At 70.5% G+C, this 21494-nt stretch carries 25 protein-coding genes; 12 read left to right on the plus strand and 13 right to left on the minus strand.

Annotated features, from left to right (window positions below):
- Positions 1–32 precede the first annotated feature (32 nt).
- The 5 genes from HUW46_RS16495 to HUW46_RS16515 form a co-directional block, all read right to left on the minus strand.
- Positions 33–863, minus strand: coding sequence for an NAD(P)H-binding protein (locus tag HUW46_RS16495; RefSeq protein ID WP_215548113.1), 831 nt, complete (start codon positions 861–863; stop codon positions 33–35).
- A gap of 75 nt (positions 864–938) precedes the next feature.
- The gene (locus HUW46_RS16500) at positions 939–1532 is read right to left on the minus strand and encodes an NADPH-dependent FMN reductase (protein ID WP_215548114.1); all 594 of its coding nucleotides are present in this window, start codon (positions 1530–1532) and stop codon (positions 939–941) included.
- Positions 1529–1966: a MarR family winged helix-turn-helix transcriptional regulator gene (locus HUW46_RS16505; RefSeq protein ID WP_215548115.1), complete on the minus strand. Its 438-nt coding sequence runs from the start codon at positions 1964–1966 to the stop codon at positions 1529–1531. Before HUW46_RS16505 ends, HUW46_RS16500 begins: the two co-directional genes overlap by 4 nt.
- A gap of 32 nt (positions 1967–1998) precedes the next feature.
- On the minus strand, positions 1999–3102 hold the full coding sequence (locus tag HUW46_RS16510; RefSeq protein WP_215548116.1) for a glycosyltransferase: 1104 nt from the start codon (positions 3100–3102) through the stop codon (positions 1999–2001).
- 1 nt (position 3103) lies between these two features.
- Entirely contained in the window at positions 3104–4222 is a 1119-nt protein-coding gene (locus tag HUW46_RS16515) for a glycosyltransferase family 4 protein (RefSeq protein WP_215548117.1), read from the minus strand.
- A 178-nt stretch (positions 4223–4400) separates the two neighbouring features.
- On the opposite strand from HUW46_RS16515, the gene HUW46_RS16520 reads away from it, so the two are divergent.
- The 4 genes from HUW46_RS16520 to HUW46_RS16535 all read left to right on the plus strand — a co-directional run bounded on the left by HUW46_RS16520 (position 4401) and on the right by HUW46_RS16535 (position 7008).
- Positions 4401–5231, plus strand: coding sequence for an inositol monophosphatase family protein (locus HUW46_RS16520; protein ID WP_215548118.1), 831 nt, complete (start codon positions 4401–4403; stop codon positions 5229–5231).
- 124 nt (positions 5232–5355) lie between these two features.
- Positions 5356–5745 (plus strand): zinc-ribbon domain-containing protein, encoded by a 390-nt coding sequence (locus tag HUW46_RS16525; RefSeq protein ID WP_215548119.1) that lies wholly within the window; start codon positions 5356–5358, stop codon positions 5743–5745.
- Between the two features lie 160 nt (positions 5746–5905).
- Positions 5906–6343 (plus strand): helix-turn-helix domain-containing protein, encoded by a 438-nt coding sequence (locus HUW46_RS16530; RefSeq protein ID WP_254126230.1) that lies wholly within the window; start codon positions 5906–5908, stop codon positions 6341–6343.
- Positions 6344–6399: 56 nt separating this feature from the next.
- On the plus strand, positions 6400–7008 hold the full coding sequence (locus HUW46_RS16535; protein ID WP_215548121.1) for a PIN domain-containing protein: 609 nt from the start codon (positions 6400–6402) through the stop codon (positions 7006–7008).
- Between the two features lie 4 nt (positions 7009–7012).
- Here the strand turns inward: HUW46_RS16535 and HUW46_RS16540 are convergent, their stop codons facing one another.
- The 3 genes from HUW46_RS16540 to menD all read right to left on the minus strand — a co-directional run bounded on the left by HUW46_RS16540 (position 7013) and on the right by menD (position 10862).
- A complete protein-coding gene (locus HUW46_RS16540; protein WP_215548122.1) occupies positions 7013–7498 on the minus strand; it encodes a DUF3592 domain-containing protein in 486 nt (161 codons plus the stop codon).
- Between the two features lie 71 nt (positions 7499–7569).
- Entirely contained in the window at positions 7570–9078 is a 1509-nt protein-coding gene (locus HUW46_RS16545; protein ID WP_215548123.1) for a M1 family metallopeptidase, read from the minus strand.
- Between the two features lie 113 nt (positions 9079–9191).
- Entirely contained in the window at positions 9192–10862 is a 1671-nt protein-coding gene (gene menD, locus HUW46_RS16550; RefSeq protein ID WP_215548124.1) for a 2-succinyl-5-enolpyruvyl-6-hydroxy-3-cyclohexene-1-carboxylic-acid synthase, read from the minus strand.
- Between the two features lie 63 nt (positions 10863–10925).
- On the opposite strand from menD, the gene HUW46_RS16555 reads away from it, so the two are divergent.
- The 3 genes from HUW46_RS16555 (at position 10926) to HUW46_RS16565 (ending at position 13521) form a co-directional block, all read left to right on the plus strand.
- Entirely contained in the window at positions 10926–11849 is a 924-nt protein-coding gene (locus HUW46_RS16555) for a 1,4-dihydroxy-2-naphthoyl-CoA synthase (protein ID WP_215548125.1), read from the plus strand.
- A 1-nt stretch (position 11850) separates the two neighbouring features.
- Positions 11851–12618 carry an alpha/beta fold hydrolase gene (locus tag HUW46_RS16560; protein WP_215548126.1) on the plus strand — a complete coding sequence of 256 codons (768 nt, stop codon included), beginning with the start codon at positions 11851–11853 and terminating at the stop codon, positions 12616–12618.
- 63 nt (positions 12619–12681) lie between these two features.
- Positions 12682–13521, plus strand: a complete 840-nt coding sequence (locus HUW46_RS16565) for a patatin-like phospholipase family protein (RefSeq protein ID WP_215548127.1) — start codon at positions 12682–12684, stop codon at positions 13519–13521.
- Between the two features lie 9 nt (positions 13522–13530).
- Here the strand turns inward: HUW46_RS16565 and HUW46_RS16570 are convergent, their stop codons facing one another.
- Positions 13531–14640 (minus strand): IS630 family transposase, encoded by a 1110-nt coding sequence (locus HUW46_RS16570; RefSeq protein ID WP_215548128.1) that lies wholly within the window; start codon positions 14638–14640, stop codon positions 13531–13533.
- 43 nt (positions 14641–14683) lie between these two features.
- Entirely contained in the window at positions 14684–15193 is a 510-nt protein-coding gene (locus HUW46_RS16575; protein WP_215548129.1) for a TetR/AcrR family transcriptional regulator, read from the minus strand.
- A gap of 91 nt (positions 15194–15284) precedes the next feature.
- Here HUW46_RS16575 and HUW46_RS16580 point away from each other — a divergent pair, with 91 nt between their 5' ends.
- The 4 genes from HUW46_RS16580 to HUW46_RS16595 all read left to right on the plus strand — a co-directional run bounded on the left by HUW46_RS16580 (position 15285) and on the right by HUW46_RS16595 (position 19088).
- Positions 15285–16337 carry an FAD-dependent monooxygenase gene (locus HUW46_RS16580; protein WP_215548130.1) on the plus strand — a complete coding sequence of 351 codons (1053 nt, stop codon included), beginning with the start codon at positions 15285–15287 and terminating at the stop codon, positions 16335–16337.
- A gap of 35 nt (positions 16338–16372) precedes the next feature.
- Positions 16373–17515 carry an o-succinylbenzoate--CoA ligase gene (gene menE, locus HUW46_RS16585; protein WP_215548131.1) on the plus strand — a complete coding sequence of 381 codons (1143 nt, stop codon included), beginning with the start codon at positions 16373–16375 and terminating at the stop codon, positions 17513–17515.
- 29 nt (positions 17516–17544) lie between these two features.
- The gene (locus tag HUW46_RS16590) at positions 17545–18414 is read left to right on the plus strand and encodes a 1,4-dihydroxy-2-naphthoate polyprenyltransferase (protein WP_215548132.1); all 870 of its coding nucleotides are present in this window, start codon (positions 17545–17547) and stop codon (positions 18412–18414) included.
- 86 nt (positions 18415–18500) lie between these two features.
- Positions 18501–19088: a helix-turn-helix domain-containing protein gene (locus tag HUW46_RS16595; RefSeq protein ID WP_215548133.1), complete on the plus strand. Its 588-nt coding sequence runs from the start codon at positions 18501–18503 to the stop codon at positions 19086–19088.
- Between the two features lie 6 nt (positions 19089–19094).
- Here the strand turns inward: HUW46_RS16595 and HUW46_RS16600 are convergent, their stop codons facing one another.
- The 3 genes from HUW46_RS16600 to HUW46_RS16610 are packed head-to-tail and all read right to left on the minus strand — an operon-like array spanning position 19095 to position 20939.
- On the minus strand, positions 19095–20177 hold the full coding sequence (locus tag HUW46_RS16600; protein ID WP_215548134.1) for a PLP-dependent cysteine synthase family protein: 1083 nt from the start codon (positions 20175–20177) through the stop codon (positions 19095–19097).
- Positions 20174–20458: a DUF4229 domain-containing protein gene (locus tag HUW46_RS16605; protein WP_215548135.1), complete on the minus strand. Its 285-nt coding sequence runs from the start codon at positions 20456–20458 to the stop codon at positions 20174–20176. The genes HUW46_RS16600 and HUW46_RS16605 overlap by 4 nt, the downstream gene beginning before the upstream one ends.
- Before the next feature lie 10 nt (positions 20459–20468).
- Positions 20469–20939: an Lrp/AsnC family transcriptional regulator gene (locus HUW46_RS16610; protein ID WP_215548136.1), complete on the minus strand. Its 471-nt coding sequence runs from the start codon at positions 20937–20939 to the stop codon at positions 20469–20471.
- Between the two features lie 226 nt (positions 20940–21165).
- Between HUW46_RS16610 and HUW46_RS16615 the strand changes: the two genes are divergently transcribed.
- Positions 21166–21378 carry a BldC family transcriptional regulator gene (locus HUW46_RS16615; protein ID WP_215548137.1) on the plus strand — a complete coding sequence of 71 codons (213 nt, stop codon included), beginning with the start codon at positions 21166–21168 and terminating at the stop codon, positions 21376–21378.
- Positions 21379–21494 lie beyond the last annotated feature (116 nt).

The following is a 21494-nucleotide window of genomic DNA, read 5'->3' on the forward strand; positions in this document are numbered from 1 at the left end:
CCGTGTCCGCGGGTCGCAGGATACGCGGGCGGTTACCCGAAGTCGGCCGCGTGCTCGACGGCCCAGTCGGCGAAACCGCGCGGAGGCCTGCCGATGACCTGCTCCACCGCCCCGGTCGGCACGTGCGGCCGGGTCGCCGCGGCGGCGAGCTGGCCGAGCACCGCGTCCACGATCGGCGCGGGCGCGTACCGCGTCATCTGCGCGCGGGCCTGTTCGGCGGAGATCTCGGCGAACGCCAGCGACCGGCCGAGTGCGGCACCGATGAGCCGGAGCTGCTCGGCGTGCGTGATCGCGGCTGGTCCGGTGAGCGCGTACTTCGCGCCGCGGTGCCCGTCGTCGGCAAGCGCCCGGACGGCGACCTCCGCGACGTCGCGCTCGTGGATCGGCACCGTGCACGCCAGCGGGAACGGCGCGTGCACGACATCACCCGCGGCGATCTGGGGTGCCCAGTGCAGGGCGTTCCCGGCGAGTTCGTTCGGCCGCAGGAAGGTCCATTCGAGACCGGAGGCCGCGATCGCCGCTTCGAACCGGTGGTGCCGCACCGCGACCTCGTCCGGTTGGACGGCCACCCCGTCCAGCACGTCGGACGTGGACAGCAGCACCACCCGCCGCACACGCGCCCGCTCGAACCGCTCGACGACCTCGACCGGCGCGTCCCCCATCGCCATCAGGTAGACGGCCTCGATTCCGCGCAGCGGCAGCGTTTCCGGCTCGGCCAGGTCGCCGCGGACGACTTCGGCGCCCGGCACGATCCTGGCCGCGGCGGGCTCCCTCGTCATCGCGCGGACCGGCAGGCCGCGTGCGAGCAACCCGGCCACGACATGCTTGCCGATGCTGCCGGTCGCTCCGGTCACCAAGATCATGAACACTCTCCATTTAGTCCAAAAATTGGAATAACTGGAGACTAAGGGAACTCGCTTCGCGCCGTCAACCAGGGGTCAGGCCGCTCGGAGGGGTTTCAGGGCGGCGGCGTAGCGGGCCAGGTCGGACAGCGCCTTCGGCACGAACGCGGCCACCCGGTCCGCCCAGTCCGAGACCTCGGCGACGGTGCCGTCCGCCGCGAGCAGTCGGTCCGCACCCGCCAGCGGCAGGCTTTCCGGCAGCGGCAGCATGCCGACCTTGCTCAGCACGAGCCGCAGTTCGTTGCCCGAGATGGTGCCGCCGTGCCGGGTGCTCGAATAGGACAGGATCGCGGCGGGTTTGCCGTGCGCCTCACGGGCGAGGAAGTCCAGAGCGTTCTTGAGCACGGCCGGGACCGTGTAGTTGTACTCCGGCGTCAGGAAGTAGAACCCGTCCGCGGCACGGACGTCCCGGAGCCACCGGCGCACCGCGGGCGCGGGCACGCGGTCCGGGTTCGCCAGCGGGGCAAGCGTTTCGTCGAAGAAGGGCATCCGGTAGTCAGCGAGATCGAGCACGGTGAACGCGGCCTCCGGCACGAGCGCGGCCTTCCCGCACACGAACCGGCACACGCGATCACCGAGCCGTCCCGGCCGCGTGCTGCCCAGCACGATCGCGATCCGCGGCCCGCTCATCGCCGTTCCTCCCGCTCCAGCAGTTCACACAAGGTCTTGAGCGTGCGGCCGGTGGTGGCAACGTCCCGTTTGGACAGATGTGGCCGCGCCAGCTCCTCGTACTCCGCCTGCACCGCAAGGCCGCGCTCGACGAGTTCACGCCCCTCTGCGGTCAGTTCGAGCACGTTCTCCCTTCGCGAGACCGGTGAACTCCCGATCGTCAGCCAGCCTTCCCGCTGCGCGTTCGCCACGTGACGGCTGACCGCGCCCTTGGTGAGGCTGAGCAGGTCGGCGATCGACTGCTGCGACGGCGATTCGACGTCGGAAACGGTCCGCAGCACCAGGAACTGCGTGCGCCCGATCCCGATCCGCTCGGTGAACCGCCGCTCACCGGCGCGCTCGCTCAGCAGCGCGGCGCGATGCAGGTACCGCATCAGCTCCCGGTATTCTTCCACAGTCGACAGTTTACGAATAGACTGTTCACACGTCAACCAAGTGCGGCGAGCATGCCGCGCACCGAGACCGGCCAGGCGAACTCCTCCGCCCGCGCCCTCGCCGCCGCGCGCCGGAGGTCCTCCGGGCTCTCCAGCAGACCCGTCACCGCGGAAGCGAACGCGGGCGCGTGATCGTCCACCGCGGCGCCGCACCCCGGCCGGACGATTTCCCGCAGCGCCGAGGACGCGGACACCACCACGGGCGTGCCGGAGGCCAGCGCCTCCAATGCCGCGAGCCCGAACGTCTCATGTGGACCCGGCGCGAGCGAAACATCGGCGCTGGCAAGCAACTTCGCCACCTCGGCCCGGTCGGAGACGAACCCGAGGAAGGTCACCGGCAGCCCGCGCGCCCGCCGTTCGAGCGCGCGGCGGCGCGGCCCGTCCCCCGCCACCACCAGCCGCGCGGCGACCCCGGCCTCGGTCAGCGCCGCGATCGTGTCGACGCTGCGCTCCACGTGCTTCTCCGGCGAGAGTCGTCCACAGTGGACGATCAGGGTCTCCGCGCCGCCGGACAGCGTGCGCCGCCAGCCCTCGTCGCGCAGCTTCGGGGCGAACGCCGTCAGGTCCACCCCGAGCGGCACGCGCAGCACGTTCGGCGTGGCGATCCGGTCGAACTCCGCGCGGGCGAACGCGGTCGTGCACACCACCGTGTCGTAGCTGTCGGCCATCCTGCGGTTCGCGGCGTCGGCGACGCGGCGCGCCACCGGCGGCGGCACGAGGAACTGTTCGAGCAGCCGGTCGAGCCGCTCGTGCGAGATCACCACGCTCGGCACGCCGTGGCGGCGCGCCCACGTGCCCATCCCCCGCAGCGTCAACCGGTCCGACACCTCTAGCCGATCGGGATCGAGCCGCCGCAGCACCGCGCGCACCCGGTGCGGGTCGACCGCGCGGTAGCCGCCGGTCGCCGGGATCCGGGGCGCCGGAAGGGAAAACCGCCGCACGCCGGTCGGCAGCCACTCGTCGGCGTAGCGGGGGCCAGGCACCACGAGCGTCACCTTGTGTCCACATGCGACATACCCGGCGCCGAGGTGGTTCAGCGCCGTCCTCAGTCCACCAGAGCGAGGTCCGTAGAAGTTCGCCAGCTGGACGATGTGCATGTCACGCCGCTCGCGCCACGTGTCCCCGCACCGCCTCGTAGTGCCCGACGAGCTCGCGGCACACCGCGGGCCACGTCCTGCCGAGCACGGTCTGCCTCGCCTTCTGGCCGAGGCGAGCCCGCAACGCCGGATCCCGCAGCGCGTTCACCCTGTCCACCAGTTCGGCGGCGAACTCGGCGCGGCCGGGTGCCAGCAGGTACCCGGTCCGGCCGGGCAGCACCAGGTCCTTCGGGCCGCCCGCGTCGGGCGCGAGCACCGGCAGGCCCGACGCCATCGCCTCCTGCACTGCCTGGCAGAACGTCTCGTGCGTGCCGGTGTGCACGAACACGTCGAGGCTGGCGTACGCGGTCGCGAGGTCGGCGCCGTACTTCGCGCCGAGGAACGCCGCACCCGGCAGGCGTTCCCGCAGGTTCTCCAGGTCCGGACCGTCGCCGACGACGACAACGCGAACACCGTCGACGCCGTCGAGCGCGGCCAGCCGGTCGACCTCCTTTTCGGGCGCCAGCCTGCCGACGAACCCGACGAGCAGTTCGCCGTGCGGCGCCAGCTCCGCCCGCAGCGCGGGGTCGCCGTGCTCGGGCGAGAACTGCCCGATGTCCACGCCGCGGCCCCAGCGGTGCACGCGGGGCACGCCGTGGTCGCGCAGTTCGGCCATCGAATCGGTGGACGGCGCGAGCGTGCGGTCCGCCTTGCTGTGCAACCGCCGCACCCACCGCCACGCGGCGCGCGCGCCGAGCCCGAGGCCGTACGCCGTGGCGAACCCGGCGATGTCGGTCTGGTACACAGCGACCGAGGGCACCCGCAGCCTGCGCGCCGCGGCGAGCCCGCGCGCGCCGACGACGAACGGCGACGCGAGATGCACCACGTCGGGCCGGAACCGGGTCATCGCGGTGAGCACGGTCCTGGTCGGCAACCCGATCGGCAACGAGTTGACCACCGGCAGTTCGAGCGCGGGGATCCGCACCACCGGAGCACCGCGGTACTCGCCGGGACCGGCGCCCGGCGCGATCACGAGCACGTCGTGGGCGCGTTCGCGCAGATGCTCGACGACCCGCAGCACGGAGTTCGTCACGCCGTTCACCTGCGGAAGGAAGCTTTCGGTGACTATGGCGACTCGCACGAAAGGCACTGTCGCACGCCAGTTCCGTCGCACGGCGACGGTCACGTGACACGGACACCAACGCTTCCCCAACTTTGCCGACGGGCGCGGCCGGGATCATCGCCCCTCGGCGAATCAGCGAACACATGTCACCTGGGCGACGCCCGCCGGACACCGTGCGCGCCCACACTAAGGCGGCGTGACCCTCTTGTCCTCCCGCCCGTCCCAGCCGGTCGAGCCCGGCTTGCTGTCCCGAGCACTCGAAATCGCCGGACGGCTGGCGAACGACGCCACCGACGTCATCACCGCGACCGCGGGCAGGGGCGCGCGCCCCGACACCAAGGACTCGCCGTTCGACTGGGTCACCGACACCGACCGCATCCTCGAACGGCACACGCGCCGCGTGCTGACCGCGGAGTTCCCCGGCATCCCGGTCGTCGGCGAGGAGTTCGGCGCGGATCTCGGTGCCGATGTCGCCGAGTACCGCTGGGTGGTCGACCCGGTCGACGGCACCGCGAACTACGTGGCTGGCGTGCCGTGGTGCGCCTACAGCCTCGCCCTGATCGACGCGTCCGGCCCGGTCGTCGGCGTGGTCGCCGATCCGTACCGCGCGCAGATCTACGCCGCCGCCCGCGGCCGCGGCGCCCGCGCGAACGGCCAGCCCGTGCGGCTGACCGACCGGTACGCCACGACCGGCGCGATCGTGTGCACCGAGCTGTCGCGGAGCGGGCCGTGGCCGGGGATGGGCGGGTTCATCGAACGCGCCGCCGCCGCGCACGCGGGCGTGCGCGTGCTCGGCTCGGCCGCGCTGTCGATCGCGCAGGTCGCGCTCGGGCACGCCGCGGCGGCCGTGCTGCACAGCTACCACGAATGGGACGTCGCCGGATCGGTCGCGATGGCGATCGAGGCGGGCGCGCACGTGCTCGACCGCCGCGGTGAGGGCACCGCGCTGCCCGCCGACGGCCTGCTCGTCGCGGCACCGGGCGTAGCCGAAGAAGTACTCGGGTGGTGGCAGGAAACGGCCGCCTGACCAGGTCTTTTGCCGCATTCCTGGCATATCCGGCGTTCCTGGGATCACATTCGAGCAAAGGAGCCACAGCGCGGCCCGCCGCGTCGTAGGGTGCGTTCTCCCCCGACGCCCCAGGAGCTCCACGATGATCATTTACGGCTGGCGCACGAAGGTGCACGACCGCGGCACCGCGACCTTCGTCTGCGCCCAGTGCCAGAACCCGGCGGCGCACGTGGTGCGCAACGCGGTCAAGAAGTTCACCCTGTTCTGGATCCCGCTGTTCCCGATCGGCTCGAAGTGGTTCACGCAGTGCACGTTCTGCGCCGCCGCGAACAAGATCACCAAGGCTGAAGCGCAGCAGGCCATGAACACCGCTCAGGGCGGACCCGCCCAGGCGGCCACTCAGCAGATGCAGCCGCAGGCCCAGTACCCGCCGCAGCAGCCGTACCCGCCGCAGAGCGGCCAGTTCGCCCAGCCGCAGTATCCGCAGCAGGGATATCCCCAGCAGCAGTACCCGCAGCAGCCCGGCCGCTGACCGACTGGTGGCGGTTCACCGGGGCCGTTGCGGTCGGCACCCGAATCCGAGTTCGGTTGCGAACACGCACCTGGTCATGGTTCCATCGACACCAGGGTTACACATATAAGTGCAACTGAGTGCAGCTATACATGAAAGCACCTGGTGAGGGGTGGTCCTTGTGTCCGCACTGGTCGGTTCAGCCGATCGCGATGTCCTGCTTGCGGACAAGCGGGAACTCCAGCAGGCCCAGCAACTTGTCAGCCAACTTCCCCGGAGCGGCGCACGCTTCAGCGTGCTGGGTGAGACGGGGGGAGCACCCCTTCCGGTCCCCGACGAACTATCCAGGATCATCGCTCAGGTCGTCCACGCCGTTGCCCAGGGTGGCACGGTCACGGTCAGTGCGATGCCGAAGGAGCTCACCACCACCGCGGCGGCCAAGCTGCTCGGCGTGTCCCGGCCAACCCTGATGCGGATGGTCAACGCCGGCCAACTGCCCTCGCACAAGGTCGGGTCGCACACTCGTTTGCTGACGACAGATGTGCTGCAAGAACAGCGCGCCCGTCGACAGCGGCAGTTGAAAGCCTTCCACGAGCTACGCGCGCTGGAGGACGAGTAACCCCGGCTCCGCCCTCCGTCTCCGAAACTGACGGTGCTGCCCGATAACCTAGAGTGATGTCCCCGTTCCGCGTGTTCGTCGACGCCAACGTGTTGTATTCCCGCACTTTGCGCGACTGGCTCGCCTTGCTTCACCTTCGCTCGGACGGCGAAATCTACTCGGTGCACTGGACCGAAGACGTGCTCTGCGAGGCGATCTACCACCTCAGGCGTAAGCACCCTGACTGGGACGGCGCGAAGATCACTCGGATACGCGACCTGCACGTGGAGGTCTTCGGGCACGGCCGAGTCGACGATTTCGCCGTCGACGGCTCATTCCCGGGAAGCGACAGCAACGACCAACACGTCCATGCTGCCGCCGTGGCCTGCGCCGCGGATCTCATCCTGACCTGCGATGGCGGGTTCTCGTCTGCTGACGCGGATCCGGATTCACTACCCTATGAAGTTTACCGACCCGACGAGTTCTTCGTGCTCGTCGATGACAGCGCGCCTCATACCGTCCGGCGCGTGACTCGAGAACAAACCGAATACTGGCGTGGCCGGTGCGGGCGCGCGGCACTGACCGAGCATCTGATGAACGCGAACTGCCCAGAGTTCGCACAGCGGGTGCTCGCACACCAGACCCAGTTGTCCCTGCCCGGCCTGAGCGATGACCGGCGCCGCTGATCGGCTACGCGGCGGGCGACTCTTCCGACGCTTCGGTGGCGGCTTCGGCGACCGGTTCCCCCGGTGCCCCGAGGCTCTTCCGGCGACGACCGAGCCACCACAGCAGCGGGCCCGCGACCACCCAGGTCGCCACCACCGTGCTGCCCAGCGGCATCCAGGTCAGCCTCGCCGTCCGCCCGGCGACCCTGACCAGGTCGGGATCGGTGGTGTCGTATTCGACCCACACCAGGTCGCCCGCGCTCAGGCCGCTCGGGTAGAGCACGCCGGTCGACGGGCTGTGCAGGTTCCCGTCCTGCGCCACGTAGCGGATGATCGTGCGGTCGAACGAGACCGAGTCGACGTCGGCCTGCGCCCGGCCGAGGTGGCTTTCGATCGCGTGGTCGTTGCGGATCGCCGCGAGCAGAAGTCCCGCGCACAGCACCGTGAGGACGATCGCGACGCCGAGCACGACCCGCCAGCCGATCCTCAGTCGCCGCTCGATGTTCGCCACGTGCCGAGCATAGGACCGCCGGTCGCCGGCTCACCCGGGTGGGCGGCGGCGACCGGCGGCCGGCTCGAACCTCAGCCCTCAGCGAGCAGCTTGTGGTTCTCCACGATCTGCGGCAGCGACTTCGGTGCCACCGGCGCGGCGGCCGAGCGCGCCGCGGCCGCCGTCCCGTTCGGGCCCGCCGCGGGCTTGCCCTTGGTGAACAGCCAGGTCTGGAACAGGTCGTACAGCGGCTTGCCGGAAATCTTCTCGGCGAGCGCGATGAACTCCGGAATGACCGCGTGGCCGCCCTTCTTCACCTGCTGCCACGTCTGCAGGGTCTTGAAGAACGCGTCGTCGCCGACGGCGGTGCGCAACGCCTGCAACGCCATCCCGCCGCGGTCGTAGACGGCGCCGTCGAACTGCTTGGCCGCGCCGGGGTCACCGGGAAGGACCTGCCAGAACGCGTCGTCGGCCGCGTGCGAGTCGTACAGGTACTGGGTCAGCTCCCCCGTGGTGCCCTCGCCCTCGTGCTCCGACCACAGGTACTCCGCGTAGCTCGCGAACCCCTCGTTCAGCCAGATGTCGCTCCACTTGCCCAGCGACACGTTGTCGCCGAACCATTGGTGGGCGTTCTCGTGCGCGATGAGCGTGGTGTTCGAGCCCGCCGCGAAGTTGCGCGCGCCGTAGACCGGGCGGGTCTGGTTCTCCAGCGAGAACCGGATGCCGGTGGTGACCACGCCGCCTTCCGCCTCGAACGGGTAGGGGCCGAACTTGCTCGCCAGGAACTCGTTGACCTCCGGCGTGCGCTCCACGCTGGCCTTCGCCGCGTCGAGCGACGGGCCGAGGTCCGCGCCGTAGGCGGTGATGAACGGCTTGCCGTCCGGCGTGCTCGCCTGGTGCACCTCGAAGTTGCCGACCTCGAGCGACGACAGGTAGGTGGCCTGCGGGTTGGTGCTGCGCCAGTTCCACCTCGTCCAGCCGGCGCGCTGCTTCGTCTTGCCCACCAGCGTGCCGTTGGACAGCACGGAAACGGCGTCGGGCACCTCGACCGACACGTCGTAGGTCGCCTTGTCGGTCGGGTGGTCGTTCGACGGGAACCACCATTCGGCGCTCTGCGGCTCGTCGACGGCGAGCGCACCGTCCGGCGTCTTCTTCCACGCGGTAACTCCGTCGATGGCGACCTTCGACGGCGTGTCGGCGTAGTTGACCGCGACCGTGATCGGTTGGTTCGCGGCAAGCGGCTTCGCCGGGGTGACGACCAGTTCGCTGAGGTCCTTGGGGTCCTTCGCGAAGTTCGCGGGCACGTTGTTCACGCGCACCGAGTTGACCTTCAGGCCGAAGTCGAGGTTGAAGCTCGACAGTTCCTGCGTCGTGGTCGCGAGGATCGTCGTGGTCCCGGCGAGCTGGTCGGTGGCGGGCTGGTAGGTGAGGCGGATGTCGTAGTGGGCGACGTCGTAGCCGCCGTTCCCGGCACCGGGGTAGTACGGGTCGCCCACACCGGGGGCGCCCGGGGCGGGTGCCGCGCTGGCGGTGGAAGCGAGCAGGACCGTCGCGACCGAAGTGGCGACCGCCCCCAGACCCGCACGAGTTCTCACGCGCATCGAATCCTCCATCTGTTCACTCGAAGCGCGCTGAACCTATCCCCGTGATCGACTGGCGAGCACCGGCCGAAGGGCGGGTCTTGCCATCTGGGACGACCTGGCCTGAACGGTGCTCAAGCGTTCTCGACCGCGGCCGACACCGCGGCGCGCACGCGCGCGTGCAGATCGCGGTGTCGGGACCGATCCACCCGCACCTCGACCACCCGGAGCCCCGGCTGCGGCCGCAACGCCGCCCGGAACTCCGTCAGCGTCTCGGCGAGCACGTGCGGCACCCGGAACCCGGCGCACAGCGCGCCCAGATCGGCGCCGTGCGGCGTGCCGAACACCCGCTCGAAGCTCGCGCTGTGCTCCGGGGCGCCCTGTTCGAGCAGCGAGAAGATGCCGCCGCCGTCGTCGTTCAAAACGACGAACGTCAGATCCGGCCGCTCCTCGACGGGGCCCGCGAGCAGGCCGTTGGCGTCGTGCAGGAACGTCAAATCGCCGAGCAGCGCGTACGACGGGCCCCGGTGCACCGACGCCGCGCCGATCGCCGTCGACACCATCCCGTCGATCCCGGCGACGCCTCGGTTGCGGTGCACCAGCACGTCCGGCCGGATCCCGCCCGCGAGCGCCACGTCCCGCGTCGGGTTCGACGAGCCGACCACCAGCAGCGAATCCTGCGGCAGCGCGCCGACCAGCTCCGCGGCCAGCCGCAGCCCGCTCGGCCACGGCTCCTCGGCGATCGCGGTGGTCACGGCGGCCTTCGCGGCGGCGTCGGCGCGCTGCCACGCGGGCAGCCAGTCCGGGTCCGCCGGTTTCGTCGGCTCGGCGAACCACTGCCCGACCTGCCGCACGTTGTGCGCGGGCGCCGGCCAGTCCGAATCGGGCCGCACCAGCAGCACCTCGACGTCCGGATCCGACAGCACGCCCTGCACCTGCCGGAACACCGTCGGCCGCCCGATGCACAGCACCTGCTCCGGTTTGTGCCGCGCGATGAAGTCCTCGACGCCCAGCAACCACGCGCCGGTGCCGATCGCGGTGTCGCCCGCCAGGCCGAGCCCGCCGGTTTCGGACACCACCGGCCAGCCGTGCGCCTCCGCCCATTCGCTCGCCGCGCGCACGCCGGAGTCGCACGCGATGACCAGGCCGTAGCGCGCCGAAGGCACCACGAACGCGGGCAGCGCGCCGTAGTCGGGCAGCTCGGTCCAGCGCGCGCCGCCCGCCCTGCCTTCCAGCGACTCGAACCAGTCGTCGCCACCGTCGGGCACCAGCGGTTCCCGGAACGGCACGTTCAGGTGCACCGGCCCGCAGCGCCATTCCCCGTACGCGGCGTTCCACGCGCGGCAGATCTGGCTGCGCCAGTACGCGTTCTGCCCGGCACGCCGCTCGGCGACCGCGAGCTCGTCGTAGTAGCGGACCGCGTTGCCGTAGAGGTTCTGCTGGTCGATCACCTGGCTGGCGCCTGCCGAGCGCAGCTCCGGCGGGCGGTCCGCGGTCAGCACGATCAGCGGCACCCCGGCGCGGTCGGCCTCCAGCACGGCGGGGTGGAAGTTCGCCGCGGCCGTCCCCGAGGTGCACACCACGGCGACCGGGCGGCCGGTGCGCGCGGCGATCCCGAGCGCGAGGAACGCGGCGCCCCGCTCGTCGATCCGCACGTGCAGCCGCAGCCGCCCGGCCGACGCGGCGTCGTAGAGCGCGATCGACAGGGGCGCGTTCCGCGAACCGGGGCAGAGCACCACGTGCGAAACGGTGTTGCGGACGAGTTCGTCGACGACGACCCGTGCCTGTGCGGTCGACGGGTTCACCGGCGGCCCCTGCCGCCGGATGTGGTCTCCGTACTCACACGCACACGTCCTATTCTCCCAAACGTGGATGACGCCCAGGTTTCCGAGCTGTTCGACCCGTCCGTGTGGAGCGAAGCCGAGGGGTTCAGCTTCACTGACATCACTTACCACCGCTCGGCTGAGAGCCGATCGGGCAAGCGCGTCGCGCGGATCGCGTTCAACCGTCCGGAGGTCCGCAACGCCTTCCGCCCGCACACCGTCGACGAGCTGTACCGCGCGCTCGACCACGCCAGGATGAGCTCCGACGTGGGCGCGGTGCTGCTGACCGGCAACGGGCCGTCGCCGAAGGACCGGGGCTGGGCGTTCTGCTCCGGTGGTGACCAGCGTATTCGCGGACGGTCCGGCTATCAGTACGCGACCGGCGAGACCTCGGACACGGTCGACCCCGCACGCGCGGGCAGGCTGCACATCCTCGAGGTGCAGCGGCTGATCCGGTTCATGCCCAAGGTGGTGATCGCGGTCGTCCCCGGCTGGGCGGCAGGCGGCGGGCACTCGCTGCACGTGGTGTGCGATCTCACCTTGGCTTCCGAGGAGCACGCGCGGTTCAAGCAGACCGACGCCGACGTCGGCTCGTTCGACGGCGGCTACGGCTCGGCGTACCTCGCGAAGCAGGTCGGGCAGAAGTTCGCCCGCGAGATCTTCTTCCTCGGCCGGGCCTACACCGCGGCGCAGATGCACGCGATGGGCGCGGTCAACGCCGTCATCCCGCACGCCGAGCTGGAGTCCGAGGCGCTGAACTGGGCGTGGGAGATCAACGGCAAGTCGCCGACCGCGCAGCGCATGCTCAAGTACGCGTTCAACCTCGCCGACGACGGCCTGATGGGCCAGCAGTTGTTCGCGGGCGAAGCCACCCGGTTGGCGTACATGCAGGACGAGGCCGTCGAAGGCCGCGACGCGTTCCTCCAGAAACGCGATCCGGACTGGTCCGACTACCCGTACCACTACTGACATGCGGGTCAACGGCCGCGAACTGCACGTCGCCGACACCGGCGGTGACGGTCCTCCGGTGCTGCTCGGGCACGGCTACTTCCTGGACCACACCGTCTTCGACGCCCAGGCCGACGCGCTCGCGCCGCGCTGGCGCGTGATCCGCTGGGACGCGCCCGCGCACGGCGAGTCCCCCGATGCCGACGGCCCCTTCACCTACTGGGACGCCGCGCGCGACGTGCTGGCGATCATGGACGAACTGGGTCTGCCCGCCGCGACTATCGGCGGCATCTCGCAGGGCGGCTTCATCGCGTTGCGGGCGGCGCTGCTCGCGCCGGACCGCGTGACCGGCCTGGTGCTGATGGACACCGAGGCGACGGCGTGCGATCCCGAGGACAAGATCGCCTACCAAGGCCTGTTCGACGCGCTGCGCGCGGCGGGCCCGGTCGACGAGCTCACCGTGCCGCTGTCGGAGCAGCTGCTCGGCGACGACGTGCACGCGGCGTCGTGGCGGCAACGCTGGCGCGACCGCGCGAGCCTGCCGCTCGGGGAAACCGCGCGCTGCCTGCTCGACCGCGACGACGTCTCCGGCAGGCTCGGCGAGATCACCTGCCCGGCGCTGCTGCTCTGGGGCTCGCGGGATCGTTCGCTGCCGCGCGACCGGATGGAGCTGCTGCGCGACCGGCTGCCGTCGGCGACCGAGGTCCAGGTCGTCGACGGCGCCGCCCACACCCCCGCGCTGACCCACCCCGGCCAGGTCACCGAAGCCCTGCTGACCTTCCTCACCTGACCCGCCCCGAGGACGTTTCGCGGGCAAACTGTCGTCAACGGGACCGACGAAAAGGAGTGGATCGTGGCGGAAGACGCGCTGGTGCTCGGGGGCGGCGGGGTCGCCGGTATCGCCTGGATCACCGGGCTGCTGGCCGGGCTGGCCGACAACGGGACCGAGGTCGCCGGCGCGGACCTGCTGGTCGGCACCTCCGCGGGTTCGGCCGTCGCCGCCCAGCTCGGCAGCGGGCTCTCCCTCGAAGACCTCTACGCCCGCCAGACCGTGCCCTCGCTGCAGGCGACGGAGATCTCGGCCGAACTCGATCTCGACGGTTTCGCCGGAGCCTTCGACACGATCTTCGAGACCGATCCGTCCTACGCCGAGATCCGGCGGGCCATCGGTGCGTACGCGCTCGCCGCCGACACGGTGTCCGAGGCCGATCGGCGTGCCGCGATCGCCTCGCGCCTGCCGTCCTTCGAGTGGCCTTCGCGCCGCGTCCTGATCGTCGCCGTCGACGCCGAGACCGGTGAGCCGCGCGTGTTCGACCGCGACTCCGGCGTCCCGCTCGTCGACGCGGTCGCCGCAAGCTGCGCGGTCCCCGGGATCTGGCCGCCGGTCACGATCGGCGACCGGCGCTACGTCGACGGCGGCGTGCGCTCCGCCGAGAACGCCGACTACGCGGCGGGCGCGGAACGCGTCCTGATCATCGCCCCGCTGGGCGTCGACGCGCCGTTCCCCGCCGAACACCCGCTGGCCGAGGTCGTCGACGACCTGCGCTCTTCCGGCTCGGCGGTCGCGATCGTGTCCCCGGACGAGGCGTCGTTCGCCGCGATCGGCACCAACCCGCTCGACCCCGGCACGCGCGTCCCCGCCGCCGAAGCGGGCCGCACGCAGGGCCGCGCCCTCACGCTCACCTATGCCTGAGCGGCGGGGCTAGTGTTCTGAGTCGTTGATTGTTTTATTGATCCGGGTGCAGTAGTGGGCCAGGCTGTCCAGGATTTCGTCGGCGGTTTTGGTCCACACGAACGGTTTCGGGTTGTCGTTCCATGCGGCGATCCAGGCATCGACGTCGTCTTCCAGTTCCTTGACGCTGCGATGGGCCGAGCGACGCAGTTTGCGGTTGGTCAACTCCGCGAACCAGCGTTCCACCAGGTTCAGCCAACTGCTGGAAGTCGGGGTGAAGTGCAGGTGGAAGCGAGGATGCGCGGCCAGCCAGGTCTTGATCGCCGGGGTTTTATGGGTGGCGTAGTTGTCGCACACCAGGTGTAGATCCAGCTCGGCTGGCGTGTTCTTGTCGATGGTTTTGAGGAACCGCAAGAATTCCTGGTGCCGGTGACGGCGCTGATGTTGGCCGATCACCCGCCCCGTGGCGATGTCCAGTGCGGCGAACAGGCTCGTGGTGCCGTAGCGGACATAGTCGTGGGTGCGACGCTCAGGGACCCCGGGCATCATCGGCAACATCGGCGCGGTCCGGTCCAGTGCCTGCATCTGGGACTTCTCGTCCACGGCCAGAACCATGGCGTTGCCCGGCGGGTCCAGATACAACCCAACGATGTCACGGACCTTGTCGATGAACAGCGGATCGGTCGAGAGCTTCCAGATGTCCACCAGATGCGGCTTGAGACCGAACGCCCGCCAGATCCGCGAAATCGCCGTCTGCGACATCCCGACCGCGTCCGCCATCGACCGAGTCGACCAATGACTGTCCTCACGAGCAGGTCGCTCTTCCAACGTTTTGGTGATGACCTCCTCGACCTGCGCGTCGGTGATCGTGCGAGGCGCGCCCGGCCGAGGCTCGTCAGACAAACCATCCAGACGACGCTCGACGAATCGCTTGCGCCACTTGCCCACCGTGGGCAACGAGATCTTCAGCTCGCGAGAGACCTCACTGTTGGACAAGCCCTCCGCACAGGCCAGCACGATCCGCGCCCGCGTCGCCAACGCCTGCGCGGTCTTACCCCGCCGAATCCAACCCCGCAACGTGTCACGCTCAACCTCTGTCAATTCCAACAACGACAGTTTCGGACCACGGCCATCACCCATACCCCACACTAAAAAACTACCAACGAATCAACGACTCAGAACACTAGGTGTTGTCGCGTAGTGCGCGAACGCCGCGCAAGACGGCGGCGCGGAGTGCCTCGGGCGGCTCGTCGGCGTAGGCGATCACCGGATCGCTCAGCATCGCGACGGTCTGCGCGGCGCGGATCTTCTCGTCGAAATCGGGGTTCTCACCCGCGATGAGCTGGTTCGCCCGCATCATGAGCTGCCCGTACCGCAGGGAGATGTTCGCCTGCAGCGACACGTCGGTCATGAGGTTGCTGCGCATCAGGTGCCGGTGTTTGAGGTGCACGTCGAGCAGCGCCTCGATGACCTCGGCCGCGGATTTCCGCGAGTCCAGCACCGATCCCAGGTCTTCGAGGTACGGATCGGCCAGCGCGGCGAGGATGTCCGTCTTGGCCGGGAAGTGGTAGAGCACGGCCGTCTTCGTCAGCCCCAGCCGTTCGGCGATCTCCCGCACCGAGGTGTTCTGGAAGCCGCGTTCGGCGAACAGCCGGCGAGCGGTGTCCAGTATCCGCGCACGCGTGGTCAGCACCCGCCCAGCCTAGACTTGCCTGACCGTCGGTCAGTACCGTAGTCTTCCGGTGTTCTGACCGGTGGTCAGTAAATCTTCAGGGGAGAATTCGATGCATGTATTGGTTTCCGGCGCGGGTATCGCCGGTCCGACGCTGGCCCACCGCCTGGTCCGGCAGGGGATCCGCGTCACGGTGGTGGAGCGCTCCGGCGCGCGGCGCGGTGGCGGCGGGCCGATCGACCTGCGGGGCGCGACCGTGGAACTCGCCGACCGCATGGGCATCCTGGACGAGGTCGAGGCGGCGCGGACGCACACGCGGGGCGTCTGCTTCGTCGACGCGGAGGGCCACCCGGTCGCGGAATTCGACCCGACCGTGTCCGGCGATCTCGAACTCGAGCGCGACGATCTGGTGCGAATCCTGCATTCGGCGACCGAGAACGACGTCGAATACGTTTTCGACGATTCGATAAGCGCCCTCGCGCAGGACGATTCCGGGGTCGATGTCGAATTCGAACGCGGCGAGCCCCGCCGGTTCGATCTCGTGATCGGCGCGGACGGCCTGCATTCGACGGTCCGCCGCCTGGCCTTCGGCCCCGAATCCTCGTACGCCCGGTATCTCGGGCTGTACTCGGCGTCGGTGCGGGTGGACCCCGGGTTCGGCCGCGAAGACTGGGGCGTGATCCACCAGGAACCCGGCCGGACGGCGGGCGTGTACAGCTACCGGGGCAAGGCCGCCGCGTTCTTCGCGTTCCGGCCCCGCGAGTTCCCCGGCGATCTCCGGGAAACCGGGCAGCAGAAGAAACTGGTCACCGAAACCTACGCGGGCATGGGCTGGCGGGTACCGGACCTGCTCGCCGAACTGGAGGCGGCGGAAGACCTCTACGCGGACGCGGTCAGCCAGATCCACCTGGAATCCTGGTCCTCGGGGCGGGTGGCGCTGATCGGCGACGCCGCGTACTGCGCGTCGTTCCTCACCGGGATGGGCACGAGCCTGGCGATGCTCGGCGCGCACGCGCTCGCCGAAGGACTCGCCACCGGCGATCACCGCGCGGTCTTCGCCCACTACGAAGAAGTTTTCCGCTCCGAAGTCACCCGGCACCAGGCCGGTATCGATGAGTCCGCGGCCCGCATCGTCCTGCCGCACGTCGCCGAACAGGCCGTTTAGACTCGGGCGGAGGCGATGAGTGCGGGAGGTCTGCGGTGCGGGAAGTCTGGCTCGACGGCACTCCCGAATCGCTCGACCGGCTCCGCCACGCCCTTTCCGACGCGCTCGACGGGGGCCCTGCCGTCCTGCCGCTCGACGCGCACGATCCGTCGGCGCCCGCGCTGCGCGAGGGCATGGCACCCGGCGAGCCCGTCGAACCCGGCACCGCGGCGATCATCGCGACCTCGGGTTCCACCGGCGCGCCCAAGGGCGTGCTGCTCCCGGCCACCGCGCTGACCGCGTCCGCGCGGGCGACCCACGAGCGGCTCGGCGGCGAAGGGCACTGGCTGCTGGCGACCCCGGCCCGCTACATCGGCGGCCTCCAGGTCCTGGTCCGCGCGCTGCTGGCGGGCACGGAACCCGCGGTCCTGCCGCCGGGGCCGTTCCGCCCCGACGGGTTCGCCGAAGCCACCGCGCCGCTGCTGAAAACCTCCGGGCCGCGCTACACCGCGATGGTGCCGACCCAGCTCGTCCGCCTGCTCGACGCGGGCGGCGCCGGTTTGGACGCCGCGCGCGCGTTCGACCGCGTCATCCTCGGCGCCGCCGCGACCCCGCCCGCGCTGCGCGAGCGCGCGGCGGACGCGGGCGTCCGGATCGTGCCCGCCTACGGCATGAGCGAAACCGCCAGCGGCTGCGTCTACGACGGCGTGCCCTTGAGCGGTGTTCAGGTGGAGCTGGCGGACGGCCGCGTGCTGATCTCCGGCCCGGTGCTGGCCACCGGCTACCGGCTCCGGCCCACCGAAACGGCGGAGTCCTTTGTGGACGGAAAATTCCTGACCAGCGACGAAGGCCGGTTCGACGCCGACGGCAGGCTCGAAGTGCTCGGCCGCGTGGACGACATGATCAACACCGGCGGGGTGAAGGTGCCCGCCGGTGCCGTCGAGCGCGTGCTCGCGGCGTGCGAAGGCGTGCGCGAAGCGTGCGTGGTCGGCGTGCCGGATGCCCAGTGGGGCGAGGCCGTCGCCGCCGCGGTCGTCGCCGAAGACCCGCGAACCGAGGTCGCGCCGCTGCGCGCGGCGGTCCGCGACGCGCTTGGCGCCGCCGCGGCCCCGAAGCGGATCGAATTCCTCGACGCGCTCCCCCTGCGCGGGCCGGGCAAGGTGGACCGGATCTCGGTCCGCGACACCCTGCTGCCCTGACCGCGTCCGTCCCTGTAAAGAATGACGGCATGGCAACCGTGTCGGAGTGGATCGAAGGCGCGCGGCCGCGCACCCTGCCCAACGCCGTGGCCCCGGTCGTCGCCGGTGTCGGCGCCGCGGCCGCCCTCGACGCCTTCACCTGGTGGCAGTCGCTGCTGGCCCTGCTCGTGTCGCTCGCGCTGATCGTCGGCGTGAACTACGCGAACGACTACTCCGACGGCGTGCGCGGCACCGACGAGAACCGGGTCGGCCCGCTGCGGCTCGTCGGTTCCGGAACGGCCGAACCGAAGAAGGTCCTCGTCGCCGCGCTCGCCAGCCTCGGCGTCGCCGGAGTGCTCGGGTTGCTGCTCGTCGCGGCGAGCGGCCGCTGGTGGCTGCTCGCGATGGGTGCCGTCTGCATCCTCGGCGCGTGGTTCTACACCGGCGGCAAGAAGCCGTACGGCTACTACGGCTTCGGCGAGATCGCGGTGTTCGTCTTCTTCGGCCTCGCCGGCGTGCTCGGCACCGTCTACGTGCAGGCGGGCCGCGTCAGCTGGGTCGCGCTCGGCTGCGCGGTCGCCGTCGGGTCGTTCTCGTGCGCGGTGCTGACCGCGAACAACCTGCGCGACATCCCGACCGATCTCGAATCGGGCAAGCGGACGCTGGCCACCCGGCTCGGCGACCGGGGCACGCGGCGGCTCTACCTGGCGCTGGTCACCGTGCCGTACCTGGTCAGCCTGGCCATGATCGCGTCGGGGACGTTCGCGTGGGTCGCGCTGATCACCGCGCCGGTGCTGCTCAAGTCGGTCAAGGCGATCCGGACCGGGCACGGCCGCGAGCTGATCCCGGCGCTGCGCGACACCGGGCTGGCGATGCTCGCCTGGGCGGTCCTCACCGCCGTCGCGCTCGCCGTCGGCTGAGCACCCGAGCACCTGAGCACCGTTCAAGTTCCGGTATCGGCAACTCCCGTTGCCGATACCGCCACCGGCGTGCTGCACTGACGGGCATGGAACCTTCCTCCGTGGTGGACCGCGCGCTGACCGAGGTCGGGCCCCGGCTCAAGCGGCTGCGCACCCAGCGCGGCGTCACGCTGGACGCGCTGGCCGCCACGACCGGCATCTCGAAGAGCACCCTGTCCAGGCTGGAATCCGGCCAGCGCCGCCCGAGCCTCGAACTGCTGCTCCCGATCTCGCTGGCGCACCAGGTCCCGCTCGACGAACTGGTCGGCGCACCCGAGGTCGGCGACCCGCGCATCCGCGTGCAGCCGAGGCGGGTGCACGGCAACATCGTGCTGCCGCTGACCCGCCAGCCCGGCCCGATCCAGACCTACAAGATGATCCTGCCCGCCAGCCGGAGCACACCGGAACCGCGCACGCACGAGGGCTACGAATGGCTGTACGTGCTGTCCGGCCGCCTCCGCCTGGTGCTCGCCGACCACGACCTGGTGATGGGACCGGGCGAAGCCGCCGAGTTCGACACGCGGCTGCCGCACTGGTTCGGCACCACCGGTGAGGGCCCCGTCGAACTGCTCAGCCTGTTCGGGCGCCAGGGCGAACGCGTGCACGTCCGCGCCCGGCCGCGCGGCCGGGACTGACCGGGCTCACTCCTCCGGCACGAACTTCCCGCTGGCCAGGAACTCGTCCATGGCCCGCCGGTGCGGCTCGATGTCGAGGTTCTGCTCGGCGAGCCAGTCGTCGTTGTAGTAGGTGTGCGCGTACCGGTCGCCGCCGTCGCACAGCAGCGTGACGATGCTGCCCGCCTGCCCTTCGGCCACCATCCGCGAGATCAGCTGGAACGCCCCGTACAGGTTCGTCCCGGTGGACCCGCCCGCCCACAGGCCGGTGCGCTCGCGCAGCAACCGGATCGCCGCCATCGAGCCCGCGTCGGGCACCGGGAACATCTCGTCGATCACGCCCGGCACGAACGACGGTTCCACGCGCGGGCGGCCGATCCCCTCGATCCGCGACGGCATCCCCGTCCCGTAGTCGAGGGCGCCGGTCTGCCACGCGCCGTAGAACGCGGAGTTCTCGGGGTCGACGACGCCGATCTTGGTGGTGTGCCGCTTGTAGCGGACGTACCGGCCGAACGTCGCGCTGGTGCCGCCGGTGCCCGCGCCGACCACGATCCAGGCAGGCACCGGGTGCCGCTCCGACCGCATCTGCGTGAACACCGACTCGGCGATGTTGTTGTTGCCGCGCCAGTCCGTCGCGCGCTCGGCGAAGGTGAACTGGTCGAGGTAGTGCCCGTCGCAGTCCGCCGCGAGCCGCTCCGCCTCGTCGTACATGGCCAGCGGGACGTCGACGTAGTAGCAACGGCCGCCGTAGAACTCGATGAGCGCGATCTTCTCCTGGCTCGTCTTCCTCGGCACCACGGTGACGAATTCGAGGCCGAGCATGCGCGCGAAGTACGCCTCGGAAACCGCCGTCGAACCGCTCGACGCCTCGATGAGGACGGTGTCCGGGCCGATCTGGCCGTTGACGAGACCGTAGAGGAACAGCGACCGGGCCAGCCGGTGCTTGAGCGAGCCGGTGGGGTGCACCGACTCGTCCTTCAGGTAGAGGTCGACGCCCCATTCCGGCGGCAGCGGGAAGGTGTGCAGGTGCGTGTCGGCGCTGCGGTTCGCGTCCGCTTCGATGATGCGGATGGCTTCACGGACCCAGGCCCGGTTCTTCAGCTTGCTCACTGCTCACCGCGCAGCTCGGCCCGCAGCTTCGCGCGCTCGCGGGCGCGGCGCTCGTTGCGCACGGCGAGCCCCGCGGTGACGCGGGCGTTGAGCTTGCGGAGCGCGAGCAGGCCGACCGGCAGGCCCACCACGAGGCCGACCGCGAGCGCGACCAGCAGCGGGACCTTGACCAGGATCAGCAGCACGGCCACCATCGCGACGATCCCGAACCGCGCCAGCACGTACAGCGTCAGGTCGCGACCGAGGGTGCTCGCTGGCCGTTCGTCAGGCGCTTCACTCACGGCGATGAGGTTACGCGCCGCCTTCCTGGGCCTCCAAGGCGACGTTGTTCGGCCTGCCCTCGAAGCGGGTCGAGAGCACGACCGTGGTGTGCGTGCGGGCGACCCCGTCGATGCGACGCAGCCTGCCGAGGCTGCGCTCGAGGTCGTCGACGGTCGCGACCCTGACCTTCACCACGAACGCGTCGTCGCCCGCGACCGCGTAACAGCTTTCCACCTCGGCGAGCTTGCCCAGCTCTTCGGCGACGTCGTCGTCGAAGGCGGTGTCGGTGGGCTGGATGCCGACCAGCGCGGTCACCCCGAGGCCGACCGTGCCGGGATCGACCGCCGCGTGGTACCCGGTGATCACGCCCGCGCTTTCGAGCTTGCCGACCCGTTCGTGCACCGAAGAGGCCGAGAGCCCGACCGAGCGCCCGAGTTCGGCGTAGGTCGCGCGCCCGTCGACGCGCAGGGCCGCGATGATCCGCCGGTCAACCGAATCCATGGACAGACCCTAACCACCCGAGCGCACGGCACCCGCCGCGAGTCCTCGACCTGCGACGAACGGGAAATGTCCCTTTAGTCCTTTAAGGGCTCTTTACTCTTAGCCAACCGTTCGAGTACCTGACGGGTGAGATGCCACGATTGCCCTAGTTGGCTACCGGTGCCGACGGCCTGGACGACCGTTGACGATTTCCGGTATAGCACCGAAGTCGTAAAGGAGGCGGAAGATGACCGCGACCATGGGAGGACGTCTGCTCACCCCTGGCGAAGTCGCCGCGCTGTTCAGGGTCGACCCGAAGACGGTCACGAGGTGGGCCACCGCGGGCCGCATCGGCTCGATCCGCACCCCTGGCGGCCACCGCCGGTTCCGCGAGTCCGAGGTCAACGAGCTGCTCGCCGAGCTGACCACCGACGCCAGCGAGCCGACCCGCGCCGTCTGACATCCTGCCGCTCCGCGTTCTCACGAAACGAGAAGCGCGAGCTGGTTGTCTCCGGCGCGCGACACCCGGACAGCCCCGGCACGGTCTTCGTGAGATCGCAGGCGAACCGTGAGGGT

The sequence above is a fragment of the Amycolatopsis sp. CA-230715 genome (assembly GCF_018736145.1).
In the GTDB taxonomy this organism is placed as follows: domain Bacteria; phylum Actinomycetota; class Actinomycetes; order Mycobacteriales; family Pseudonocardiaceae; genus Amycolatopsis.